The 10,206-nt window shown below is 70.7% G+C and carries 8 protein-coding genes; 4 read left to right on the top strand and 4 right to left on the bottom strand.

Features of this window, described 5'->3' with window-relative positions; translation table 11 throughout:
• Positions 1–41 precede the first annotated feature (41 nt).
• Genes IEZ21_RS36250 through IEZ21_RS36265 form a run of 4 tightly spaced genes read right to left on the bottom strand, consistent with a single transcriptional unit; the run spans position 42 to position 5,392 of the window.
• Entirely contained in the window at positions 42–1,739 is a 1,698-nt protein-coding gene (locus IEZ21_RS36250; protein ID WP_189326065.1) for an amidohydrolase, read from the bottom strand.
• Between the two features lie 54 nt (positions 1,740–1,793).
• Positions 1,794–2,792 carry an ABC transporter permease gene (locus tag IEZ21_RS36255; RefSeq protein ID WP_189326066.1) on the bottom strand — a complete coding sequence of 333 codons (999 nt, stop codon included), beginning with the start codon at positions 2,790–2,792 and terminating at the stop codon, positions 1,794–1,796.
• Positions 2,789–4,342 (bottom strand): sugar ABC transporter ATP-binding protein, encoded by a 1,554-nt coding sequence (locus IEZ21_RS36260; RefSeq protein ID WP_246568495.1) that lies wholly within the window; start codon positions 4,340–4,342, stop codon positions 2,789–2,791. Before IEZ21_RS36260 ends, IEZ21_RS36255 begins: the two co-directional genes overlap by 4 nt.
• Before the next feature lie 9 nt (positions 4,343–4,351).
• Positions 4,352–5,392, bottom strand: coding sequence for a sugar ABC transporter substrate-binding protein (locus IEZ21_RS36265; RefSeq protein ID WP_189326067.1), 1,041 nt, complete (start codon positions 5,390–5,392; stop codon positions 4,352–4,354).
• 249 nt (positions 5,393–5,641) lie between these two features.
• Here IEZ21_RS36265 and IEZ21_RS36270 point away from each other — a divergent pair, with 249 nt between their 5' ends.
• The 4 genes from IEZ21_RS36270 (at position 5,642) to IEZ21_RS36285 (ending at position 10,153) form a co-directional block, all read left to right on the top strand.
• Complete coding sequence (locus IEZ21_RS36270; RefSeq protein WP_189326068.1) at positions 5,642–6,664, top strand: helix-turn-helix transcriptional regulator; 1,023 nt, start codon at positions 5,642–5,644, stop codon at positions 6,662–6,664.
• 8 nt (positions 6,665–6,672) lie between these two features.
• Positions 6,673–7,614: an LLM class flavin-dependent oxidoreductase gene (locus tag IEZ21_RS36275; RefSeq protein ID WP_246568497.1), complete on the top strand. Its 942-nt coding sequence runs from the start codon at positions 6,673–6,675 to the stop codon at positions 7,612–7,614.
• Positions 7,615–8,271: 657 nt separating this feature from the next.
• Positions 8,272–9,696 carry a DEAD/DEAH box helicase gene (locus tag IEZ21_RS36280; RefSeq protein ID WP_189326069.1) on the top strand — a complete coding sequence of 475 codons (1,425 nt, stop codon included), beginning with the start codon at positions 8,272–8,274 and terminating at the stop codon, positions 9,694–9,696.
• 214 nt (positions 9,697–9,910) lie between these two features.
• Entirely contained in the window at positions 9,911–10,153 is a 243-nt protein-coding gene (locus tag IEZ21_RS36285) for a DUF5302 domain-containing protein (protein WP_165341253.1), read from the top strand.
• The last annotated feature ends 53 nt before the right edge of the window (positions 10,154–10,206 follow it).

The raw sequence follows: 10,206 nt of genomic DNA on the forward strand, positions 1-10,206 counted from the left end.
CTGCCCTCGGGCACACTTCCGGTGTCATGACCGCGTGGCGCTCAGCGCTCGTGGACGACACGCCCGTCGAACACCGTCAAGTCCACCTCCGCGTCCGTGAGTTCGTGGGGATCCAGTTCCAGCAGTGGACGGTCCAGTACGCACAGATCCGCGACCTTGCCGACTTCGATGGACCCCTTCCACTCCTCCGCGAAGTCCTGACGCGCCGCGTTGATCGTGTACGCACGCAACGCCTCGGCGAGGCCCACACACTGCTCCGGGCCGCTGCGCCGGCCGCTCGCCTTGGACTCGCGCAGCATCATCGCGGCCACTCCTTGTCGCCAGTCGGGCTCCGTGATCGGTGCGTCGGAGCTGGCGCACACCGCGATGCCGGCCTCGACGGCGGACCGTACGGGCCACTGGTAGGCGGAGCGTTCGGCACCCACCACCTCGTCCATCAAGTCGGAGACGGTCCACTTGATGGCCGGGTTCATGTTGATGCCGTAACCGTGTGCGGCGAGTTTTGCGAGGCTGCCGGCGCCGATGAAGTCGCCGTGGATGACGTAGTGCCGGGCGTCGGGCCGGGGTATGGCTTCGTCGGCCGCGACGAATGCGTCCACGACGGTGTCGATGGCCCGGTCTCCGGTGACGTGCACGCCCAGCTGGAAGCCCGCTTCATGGGCGATCCGGATCATCTCGCGCAGCTCGCCGACCTGGAGCGCGGGAGTGTCACCGTGTACGCACAGCGCACCGTGGCCGCCGTCGGCGTACGGCTCGTTCATCCACGCCGTACGGTTCGGCGGTACTCCGTCGGCGAAGATCTTGACGCCGATGGCGCGCAGGAGCCGTGGGTCGGCCGACTCCGGGCGCCGCAGTTCGGCCAGGCCCTTGCGTACGTCGTCCGCGGAGCCGCCCATCGGCGCGGGCAGCAGCAGAACGCTGACCCGGGCCTCGAGACCGCCGGTGGCCGCGAGGTCGGCGTACGCGGTCCAGTTGTCGGTGCTCAGCCCGCCGAAGAGGGTCGTGGCGCCGCCTGGGCCGAGGCCGGGCTCGGTGTAGCTGGTGATGCCGCGCGAGTGGAGTTCGGCGATCACGTTCTGGATGGCCTGGCGGCGCTGGGCGACGGTGGGGGAGGGGAGTGCGGCCTGGACGAGTCCCTGGGCGGCCTCGCGCAGGATGCCGGTGGGCTCGCCGTCCGGGTCGAGGTCGATGACGCCGCCCGACAGGGGCACGATCGACGCGTCGATGCCGCACTCGCGCAGGGCCGCGCTGTTGACCCACACCATGTGCGAGGAGAAGTCGGTCAGGCAGACCGGGTTGTCCGGCGCCACGCTGTCGAGATCCCGGCGGTGCGGAAAGCGACGGGGGTCGGCGAGACACTCCGCCAGGTAGCCGGGGTCCCAGCCGAGCCCGATGATCCACTCGCCGGGCCGGGAGGCCTGCACCTGACTCCGCACGGCGGCGGCGATATCGGCGATCGACGCCACTGCCGGATGGCCGACGGCGATGGCGAAGGGCGGCTTGGTCATGCCGTACGCGGCCCCGTGCAGATGGGAGTCGTTGATGCCGGGCAGTGCGGTCCGGCCGCCCAGTTCGACGACGCGCGTGCCGGGCCCGGCCAGGGCGCGGATCTCGGCGTCGGTGCCGACGGCGACCACGGTCCGGCCGCGCACGGCGACACCTTCGGCCACGGTGAAGCCGTCGTCGACGGTCAGGATCTGTCCGCCGGTCAGGATGAGGGTGGGGGCGCTGTCGCTCACGCGGAACCTCTCTGGGACGTGAAGGGGTCGTCGGAGTCGTAGGACGGGTACGGGTCACCGCGTCAGCCGCGGACCGAAGTAGGCGAGCGCCGCGCCCGCCACCAGGGCGATGCCCTGGGCCATCTGCTGCCAGAACGTCGGCACGTTCAGCAGCGTCAGCCCGTTCTGCAGACAGCCCAGGAACAGTACGCCGAGCAGCACTCCGAAGACGGAGCCCGAGCCGCCGGTGAGCGCGACTCCACCGAGCAGGACCGCGGTGAGCACGGTCAGCTCGAAACCGGCCCCCGAGGTTCCGGCGACCGCGCTGTCCAGTACGGACGCCTTGATCGCGCCGGCCAGGGCCGCCGCGACCGAGGTGACGACGAACAGTGCGAAGGGCGTACGGCGGATGCTGATGCCGGAGAGATAGGCGGCCTCCCGGTTGACGCCGATGGCGAAGACATGCCGCCCGGCCGGGGTGAGCGCCAGGAACAGCGCACCGGCGACCAGTACCAGCAGCGCGATGAAGACCGGCGCGTCGATCCCCGCGATACGCGACCCGCCGAGCCAGGCAAACCCGGAGCCGAAGCTGCTCAGCGGCAGCGGGAAGAGCTGCTGCGCGAGTCCGCGCACCGCGGCCAGCATGCCCAGCGTCACGATGAACGAGGACAGTCCGAGATAGCAGCACAGGAAGCCGTTCACGGCGCCCACCGCCGCCCCCACGGCGAGTGCGCCGAGCACGGCGACAACCGGTGACTGGTGCTGCTGCCCGGCGAGCCAGCCGGCTACCAGCCCGCCCAGGGCGACGGTGGAGCCGACCGACAGATCGAGGTAACCGCTGATGACCAGCAGCGCCAGCGGCACGGCCACGAGAGTGAGGGTGGCCGCGTCGGTGGCGATCCCGCGCAGATTGCCCCCGTCGAGGAAGCTGCCCGTCGTCAGCTGGAACACCAGCACCATCAAGGCGAGGACGACGAGCAGCGGATGCCGCCGCACGGCGTCGAGTCCGCTGCCGGCCAGGGTGCGCGGGCCCGTGACGAGGCGGTCGGCGGGGGAGGTGGTCGCGGTGGTCATGCTGTTCCCTTTGAGGTCGCGGGGGCGGGGTCGTGGACGGCCGACAGGAGCGCGGCCTCGGTGAGTTCGGCACCGCTGAGCTCGCCGACGACCCGGCCGGCGGAGACGATCAGGCAGCGGTGGGCGAGTGCGACGACCTCTTCCGGATCGCTGGACGCGAACAGCACGGCGGTGCCGCGATGCGCGGCGAGTGAGGAGACGACCTGGTAGATCTCCTGCCGGGCGCCCACGTCGACGCCTTGGGTGGGCTCGTCGAGGAGCAGGACGTCGATGGTGTGCGCCTCGTTGATCCAGCGGCCCAGGACGAGTTTCTGCTGGTTCCCGCCGGAGAAGGCGGCCGCCGGCAGGCTCGGCCGGGCCGGGCGGAGCCCCACGGCGTCGCACAGCGCGCCGAAGATCCGCCGCTCGGCGCGCAGCGCCCGCACCCCGCGCCGGGCGAGCGGACGTATCGCCGGCAGCAGCGCGTTGTCCTGCGCGCTCAGCACCGGGAACAGGCCCTGTCTGCGCCGGTCCGCCGGTACGAGGGCGATCCCCGCGGCCAGTGCGTCGGCAGGCCGGGTGGCTTCGGCGGCACGGTCTTTGACGCGCACGGTCCCACCCGATGCGCGGCGCCTGCCGAAGAGGGTCTCCAGGACGCGCGTACGGCCGGAACCGATGAGTCCGAACAGGCCGACGATCTCGCCCTCGGCCACGTCCACGTCGACGGGGCCGAATCCGGGACCCCGCAGGCCGTCCACCGTGAGGCAGACAGGGCGCGGCGCGTCGGAGTCGGCCGGGGCGCCCGCTGTCGCGCCCGGCGAGAGGGCAGGCGCCGGGCCGACAATCGCGTCGACCAACTCCTGCCGGCTCCGCCCCGACACCTCCGCCTGATGCGTCACACGCCCGTCCCGCAGCACCGTCACCGCGTCCGCGAGCCGTTCCACCTCGGCCAGCAGATGGGTGACATACACGATGGCCAGCCCCTGGGTGCGCAGGTCCTCCACCCGCTCGGCCAGCGCGTCGCTCTCGGCCCCGGACAGGGCGGCGGTGGGTTCGTCCAGGACGAGGACCGAGGCGCTGCGGCTGAGCGCCTTGGCGATCTCCACCAACTGCCGTTGCCCCATGGGTAGTTCGCCCACCCGGTCGTGAGGGGAGCAGTTCGCCGCCACGCGCTGGAGCAGTCCGGCGGCGACGTCCTCCTGGGCCCGGCGGTCGATCCGGCCGTACTTGGTCCACTCCTGGCCGAGAAAGATGTTCTCGGCCACCGTCAGGGAATCGACGACGCTGAGCGTCTGGAAGATGATCGCCACTCCGGCGGCGATCGACTCACGCGGGCTCAGCCGGGTGTGGCTGCTGCCGCCCACCTCGATGGTGCCCGCGTCCGGCGGGAAGGCCCCGCCGAGGCACTTGATCAGGGTGGACTTGCCGGCGCCGTTGTGGCCGAGGAGGGCGTGCACCTGGCCCGCCGGGACGGTGAGGTCCACGCCGTCCAGCGCCCGCACCCCGCCGAAGGACTTGCTGAGTCCGCGGATGCGAAGATTCGGTTCCGCCATGCCCGTGATGCCCGTCATGTCGGCCGCCTAGGAGTTCTGTGCGAGCAGGTCGTCGATCCGCGCGGTGTCGGTGTGCTGGACGAGCGTGATCGGCACCTGGGCGCTGGGGTTCGCCTTCCCTGCGGCGACGGCCATCGGTACGTCGACGATGGCGTTCGCGATGTCCTGCGGCGCCAGCGCGGCCGAGGCCCGGTAGAACGTGCCCTGTTTGATGGCGAGGAGGGAAGGGGCGGCGCCGTCCTGCCCGCCGACGAAGGTCTTGTCGTCGGCCTTCGCCCGCCCCGTCTGCTGGAGGGCCTTGAAGCCGCCGTACGCGGCGGCGTCCGTGACGCCGAGGAGGATATTGAGGTCGGGGTGCTTGGCGAGGATAGCCCGGGTCTTCGAGAGCCCGGTGTCCGGGTCGATGGCCTGCTCCTTCGCGACCACGTCGACACCGGGCGCCTGCTTGGTGAAGGCGTCGATCATGCCCTTGGTGCGCTCGCGGCCCAGCTGGATCGTGCTGTCGGTGAGGAAGGCGATCTTGCCCTTGCCTCCGAGGTTCTCATTGGCCCACTTCGCGGCGGCTTCCCCGAGCAGGGTGCCGCCCTCGAGGAAGCTGAACTGGATGTCAGCGCTCTGATGTTCCAGCGTTCCGCCGTACGTCACCCAGATCAGCCCGGCGTCGAGGGCGCGCTTGGCGGTGGCCTCGGTGGCTTCGAAGACCATCGGGAACGACACGATGGCCGGGATCTTCTGGGAGACCCAGGCGCTCAGATTGGTGGCCTGAGTGTCGGCGTTGCTCGCGTCGTTCGTGGTCAGCAGGGTGATGCCGTGCTTCTTCGCGGCCTTGGTGGAGAGCTTCACCAGCGTCGAGTACAGGGGGAGCTGGGTGAACGGATAGTCCAGGCCGATCTTGGTGAGGGTCTTCGTACTCGGCGACGAGCCGGCGGCCGCGGCGGTCGAGCCGGAGCCGTCGTCCGGCGCCGAACAGCCAGCGGCGGCCAGCGCGGTGGCCGCCGTGATCCCGCCGGACCACGCGAGGAACTGCCGGCGTGAGGCCGCGGACGCGGCTTGCTGGAAACTGGTCATGGCGGGGCTCTCCCAGGGAAACGGGCCCGTCACGGCGGGCGTCCGGCTGTGCCGAACAGGAAAGCCCCGGACCACGTACCTGGCCATCCGTACAAATACCGACTCTCCGAGCGCCCGGGTGCCGGCCAGGAGAGGCCCTGTTGCGGAACGGTAAACGGCTTGTCCGGCGCCCTGGACCCGCATATCGTAAGGGCCCAAACAATCGCTCCGCGTAATCCGCGTAGCGACAAGAGCCGCCGGGAGGCTCGCATGCTCGGCCACCAGCAGATCGCCGCCGCGACGCGCATCGGCATGCTCACGCGCGAGCGCGACACCGCCACGGCCTGCGCCCAGGCCTTGCAGGAACTCGGCCGGGCCCTTCCCTTCGACGCCGCGTCCCTGCTCGGGATCGACCCGGTCTCCGGGGCGCACGTGCAGATCGCCGGTATCGGCTACCCCGCCGCGGCCTCGCAGTCCTTGGCCGCCGAGTTCGTCTCGACCCCGTGGTACGCCAACGTCGTACGGCAGGAGCTGCCGCGCTCCATCTCCGAGGACGCCGACGATCCCGGACCGCGCTTCAGACATGGCTGGTTCTACGCCGAGCGGGTCCGCCCCGCCGGCTTTCGTGACGGGCTGACCGGGGCGCTCCGTCACCAGGGGCGCCTCGTCGGCCTGATCCACCTCTCCGCAGAAGGCGCGGACGTCTACGACACCGAAGCGCGACAACTGCTCGCCTCGATCCTGCCGGCACTGGGCGCCCTCGCCGACCCCACGGCACACGCCGGTGGCTTCCATGAACTCCCGGCGGGGGCGGCGGCGAACCTCGTCACCCCCGACGGCGTCATCGACCTGCCAGGCCGGGCGCCCGCTGGGGCCCTGCACGACGAGGACTTCCGGCGGCTCACGGAGGCGTTCACCCTCTCGCGGGGGCTGCGGCTGCGCGCGCTGTGGCCGGTCGGGTCCGGATGGTGCCGGGTGGTGCTGCAACGGTGCACGGCGGGTCCGGCGGCACGCGAGGCGGTGCTGGTGTCCGAGGAGCGCGCCGAACTGCCGTACGGCCTGAGCCCGCGCGAACTCGAAGTGCTCACGCGAGCCGCCCGGGGCCAGACCAACCAGGCCATCGCGCAGGCCCTGTTCCTGTCGCCACGCACGGTGCACAGCCACATCGAGCACCTGCTGCGCAAGACCGGCTGCTGCTCCCGCGCCGAGGCAACGGCGCTCGCCGTGCGTGACGGTGTGCTGCGGCCCGCGCCCGAGGACCTCGAGTACTTCGTGGAGAGGGAACCCAGATGACACCCCCCGTGACCACCACACCCTGCATGCTGCTCGTCCTCAGCGAGAACTGGACCCTGACCGGCGGTCGCGCCGACCTGCCCAAGGCGGTCCGGTGGGCCCGCGAGGCCGAGGACGCGGGCTTTGACGCGGTGATGGTCAGCGAACACATCGTGCTCGGCCCCGACGCGGGTGCCGACGGCATCATGGGCAACCCCCGCGACTACGCACTCCCGGGCAACCAGGACCCGTACACCCCCTGGCCCAACTCGCTGCTCCTGCTCGCCGCCATCGCCTCCGTCACCGAACGCCTGCGGCTGGCCGCCGCGGCCGTCCTCGCCCCGCTGCGCCATCCGCTGCTCATGGCACGGGAGTTGGGCACCCTCGACCTGATCAGCGAGGGACGGCTGCTGGTGCAGCCCACGGTCAGCTGGAGCAGGGACGAGTACGACGCCCTGGGAGTCCCCTTCGGCAGGCGGGGGCGGCTGCTCGACGAGCACCTGGAGGTCTGGGCGAAGGCATGGGGACCGTCCCCGATCTCGCACGACAGCGAGCACTACCCGTTCCGGGACGTCTACTTCGAGCCCAAGGCGTACCGGCCGGAGGGCCCGCGGCTGTGGTTCGGCGGACAGCGCCTGCACGGCCCCGTCCTGCGCAGGCTCGTCCGGTACGGCCACGGCTTCCACCCACTGGGCAGGCCCACACCGCAGGACATGCAACTCCTCAAGGACGCCATGACGGCGGCCGACCGGGACGTCACCGACCTGGAGATGATCGGCGGTACGCAGGCCGTCTTCCCCGACGACCGTTCCACGGCGGATATCGGTGCGGCGTTGGCATCGATCCCGGAACAGCTGGCACAGGGCTTCACGACCTTCTGCATCAAGCCGAACCAGTTCATCGACGACCCGGACGGGGTCGGGGCGTTCTGCCATGACGTGATGCGCCGGGTGGCAGCGCTGACCGCGTAGTGCAGGCCCTCAGCTGCTTGCCCCGCCCGGCGCCCTGCTCGGAAGGCTTGGTACGTGGCTCGACAGCTCGCCCGTGGGATGGGGTCCTTCTTCAAGGACTGCGACTGCACCAAGCCGACCCGTTGCCCGCGCCCGTACACGATTCGGTTCAGAGACGCTCTTGGTAACCAGCGTGAAGAGGTCGGTTAGGCACGCGGGACGACGCCATCGAGCGCCCTCAAGAAGACGGAGCCGTCCGTTGCCGAGGCCCGCCGGGAACTCGGTCAGCAGGCGGTCGCGGAATACGCGAAGCAATGGCGGCCCCGGCAACGCCGGATGACGGAGTACTCCTCGCGCTTGAGATCGTAATGACGGTGGGCTGGGGCTTGCGCAATGGTGAAGCCCGGGCGGTGAACATCAACACGTCGGGGCGGACGACGTCTACCGCTCGGCGAGTTGGGGCCTGGACCAGGTAGGCCGGAAGGGCTGTCGGGCCACGTCGGGTCATCGACGCGAGAGGGGCGACCGGTATCACGGCGCGATGTTATGCCCTGTGTTAGTCTCATGCGTTTGCGTGGTCGTCGCGGTGGGCGATTCTGCCTGTTCGGTTCCGCTTGTGTGTGGGCTGTTCCATCCTGCCGAGCCTTCCTCGGTACGTTCCCCTGCGGAAGGCTGTTCATGAAGCATCCCGATGACCCCGATGACTCCGGCATCGCTCACGGCGGTCCCGCCAAGCCCGAGGCCACGACCCCGGTACTGCCCCCGGCCGTCTCCTTCGCCGGTCTGGAACTACCGGTGGAGGTGCTGCGGACGCTGAGCGGACTCGGGGTGCGCGAACCCTTTCCGATCCAGGCCGCCACACTGCCCGATGCCCTTCAGGGACGCGACGTCCTGGGGCAAGGGCGCACCGGATCGGGCAAGACGCTCGCCTTCGGCCTGCCGCTGCTGACGCGTACGGCTGGGCGGCGCGCCGAACCGAAGCAGCCCCTCGCTCTGATCCTTGTGCCTACCCGGGAGCTGGCCCAACAGGTCACCCAGGCGCTGGCGCCGTACGCCGAGGCACTGCGGCTGCGGATGGCCACGGTCGTCGGCGGCATGTCGATCGGCCGGCAGGTCGCCGCGCTGCGCCAGGGAGTCGAGGTGGTCGTCGCCACCCCCGGACGCCTGCACGATCTGGTCGATCGCAATGCCTGCCGCCTGGGACGGGTAAGGATCACCGTGCTGGACGAGGCCGACCAGATGTGCGACTTGGGATTCCTGCCGCAGGTTGTCGACGTGCTCGACCAGGTGCACCCCGACGGTCAGCGGATGCTGTTCTCGGCCACTCTGGATCGCGACGTCGATCAGCTGGTCCGCCGCTACCTCCACGACCCCGTGGTCCACTCGGTCGACCCGTCCGCGGGCACGGTCTCGACGATGGAGCACCACGTTCTGGTCGTCCACGGCCCTGACCGCTACGCCGTCACCACGGAGATCGCCGCCCGCGACGGCCGCGTACTGCTGTTCCTCGACACCAAGCACGCCGTCGACCAGCTCACCCGGCATCTGCGGGCCAGCGGGGTGCACGCCGGGGCCCTGCACAGCGGCAAGTCCCAGCCACAGCGCGCACGGACCCTGGCGCAGTTCAAGAACGGCCAGATCACCGTTCTGGTGGCGACCAATGTCGCGGCCCGTGGCCTGCACGTCGACGACCTCGATCTCGTGGTCAACGTCGACCCGCCTACCGACTCCAAGGACTACGTGCACCGGGCCGGCCGCACCGCCCGCGCCGGTGAGTCCGGCAGCGTGGTCACGCTCGTGCTGGCGGGCCAGCGCCGCGAGACGAGCCGCATGATGGCCGGGGCCGGCATCGAGCCGACCGTTACCAACGTGCGCTCGGGCGAGGCGGAACTGAGCCGGATCACCGGCGCCAAGGCTCCCTCTGGCACCCCGCTCGACGGTGGGCCCGCCGTCCCCCGACCCAAGAACAGCAACGCTCCCTTCCGCGGCCTCGGCACCAGCAAGGACACCTCCCGCGGCGCCGGCGGCAAGTCACGAAAGGCTGGCGAGGCCCGCAAGCTCGCCGAGGCCCGCAAGGCCGCCCTCGTGCGTCGCAACGGCTGAGGGGCACTGCCCTGGGAGTGAACGTCCTGGCCACGGGATCGACAACCCTCGGCCTGGCCCGAAGCTGTCCTGTGCGCCTCACCTACCAAGCGAACGCCCTCGACCGCGAGAGGGATACTCGCCGAAACGGAGCAGGATGATGTTGCCGGCGCCCCGCACTGCGCCCGGCATGACAAGCTGTGCTTGCCCACCCCCCCGAACCCAGGAGGTCACCATGACCGCAGAGCCCGTATCTACGGAAGGTTCGGAGCAGGCTGCCCCGGAGACGTCCCCTCTGGCGCCGGACAGCGACGGCAACTACGACCTCAAGCGCAAGTTCCGCGAAGCCCTGGCGCGCAAGCGCGGTGCGCAGGCGGACGCGGCCGATGTTGCCGCCAACCCGGATGCGTCGAAGGTGCGTGCGGCGCACGGCCCGGCTGCGAGCCAGCGGTCGTTCAGGCGTAAGAGTGGCGGCTGAGTTGTCCCTGTGCGGTCGGCTCGGGGCGCGGTGACGACGTTGCCGTCGTTCCG

This window comes from Streptomyces flaveus (genome assembly GCF_014647675.1).
Taxonomy (GTDB): domain Bacteria; phylum Actinomycetota; class Actinomycetes; order Streptomycetales; family Streptomycetaceae; genus Streptomyces; species Streptomyces flaveus.

Bases quoted from the DNA above. Each gene is read 5' to 3' on its own strand.
- IEZ21_RS36285 (WP_165341253.1), top strand. From the start codon at position 9,911: ATGACCGCAGAGCCCGTATCTACGGAAGGTTCGGAGCAGGCTGCCCCG.
- IEZ21_RS36255 (WP_189326066.1), bottom strand. From the start codon at position 2,792: ATGACCACCGCGACCACCTCCCCCGCCGACCGCCTCGTCACGGGCCCG.
- IEZ21_RS36265 (WP_189326067.1), bottom strand. From the start codon at position 5,392: ATGACCAGTTTCCAGCAAGCCGCGTCCGCGGCCTCACGCCGGCAGTTC.
- IEZ21_RS36260 (WP_246568495.1), bottom strand. From the start codon at position 4,342: ATGACGGGCATCACGGGCATGGCGGAACCGAATCTTCGCATCCGCGGA.
- IEZ21_RS36270 (WP_189326068.1), top strand. From the start codon at position 5,642: ATGCTCGGCCACCAGCAGATCGCCGCCGCGACGCGCATCGGCATGCTC.
- IEZ21_RS36280 (WP_189326069.1), top strand. From the start codon at position 8,272: ATGAAGCATCCCGATGACCCCGATGACTCCGGCATCGCTCACGGCGGT.